The following is a 789-nucleotide window of genomic DNA, read 5'->3' on the forward strand; positions in this document are numbered from 1 at the left end:
GCGGCCTACGACCTCCTCTACGCCGAATACCGCACCCTCCACGACCACTTCGGACGCGGCGGCAGCGCCGTCATGCACCGCCTGCGCGCCCTCAGGACCCTGCGTACCTGAAGCGTGTCTTCGTCTCCGCCGCTGATTGTTAGCGCTCACGTACTGATGGCCGCCCGCCACCACCGCCCCGGTCGCCTGTGAGGGTGCCGGTTCCGTCGATCGAGGAGTTGTCGCATGAGTGCTGTGTCCGCGCCGTTGGCCGGTGTCGAGCGTGAGGTCTGGTTTCTTACGGGCAGTCAGGGTTTGTACGGGCCGGGCACGCTCGCGCAGGTGGCGGAGCAGTCACAGGCCATTGCCGGGCAGTTGGCGGCTGCCGCGGGTTCGCCGGTGCGGGTGGTGTGGAAGCCGGTGCTGACGGATGCGGCGGCTATCGCGGGTGTCGTTCTCGCGGCGAACGCGGATGACGCGTGTGTGGGTCTGATCGCGTGGATGCACACGTTCTCGCCGGCGAAGATGTGGATCGCGGGGCTGGACCTGCTGCGCAAGCCGCTGCTGCACCTGCACACCCAGGCCAACGTCGAACTGCCCTGGTCCAGCATCGACATGGACTTCATGAACCTCAACCGGCTTGCGCGTTTCGGCGACAACATGCGCGATGTGGCCGTCACCGAGGGCGACAAGGTCGAGGCGCAGCTGCGCTTCGGGGTGTCCGTCAACACCTACGGGGTCAACGACCTGGTCGAGGCGGTGGACTCGGCGAGCGACGCGGCGGTCTCCGCACTGGTCAAGGAGTACGCC

Annotated in this window: 1 protein-coding gene; it reads left to right on the top strand. The window is 67.4% G+C overall.

The annotated features are described in order from the left end of the window. Window positions 1-225 precede the first annotated feature (225 nt). Window positions 226-789 (top strand): arabinose isomerase (locus IH54_RS44220; protein WP_043183677.1); only part of this gene is annotated, 564 nt, incomplete at its 3' end.

This window comes from Streptomyces sp. NRRL F-5123 (assembly GCF_000721495.1).
Taxonomy (GTDB): Bacteria; Actinomycetota; Actinomycetes; order Streptomycetales; family Streptomycetaceae; genus Actinacidiphila.